General features: G+C 51.7%; 1 rRNA gene. It reads left to right on the top strand.

The features are described 5' to 3' along the window. Positions 1-203, top strand: a 16S ribosomal RNA gene (locus C2M35_RS15315); the annotation flags it as partial.

Raw genomic sequence — 203 nt, 5'->3', positions numbered from 1 at the left:
TATTGCACAATGGGCGCAAGCCTGATGCAGCCATGCCGCGTGTGTGAAGAAGGCCTTCGGGTTGTAAAGCACTTTCAGTAAGGAGGAAAGGTTAGTAGTTAATACCTGCTAGCTGTGACGTTACTTACAGAAGAAGCACCGGCTAACTCCGTGCCAGCAGCCGCGGTAATACGGAGGGTGCGAGCGTTAATCGGAATTACTGG

The sequence above is a fragment of the Pseudoalteromonas sp. T1lg76 genome (assembly GCF_002964725.1).
Lineage (GTDB): Bacteria > Pseudomonadota > Gammaproteobacteria > Enterobacterales > Alteromonadaceae > Pseudoalteromonas.
This window is presented reverse-complemented; position numbering and strand designations above follow the sequence as displayed.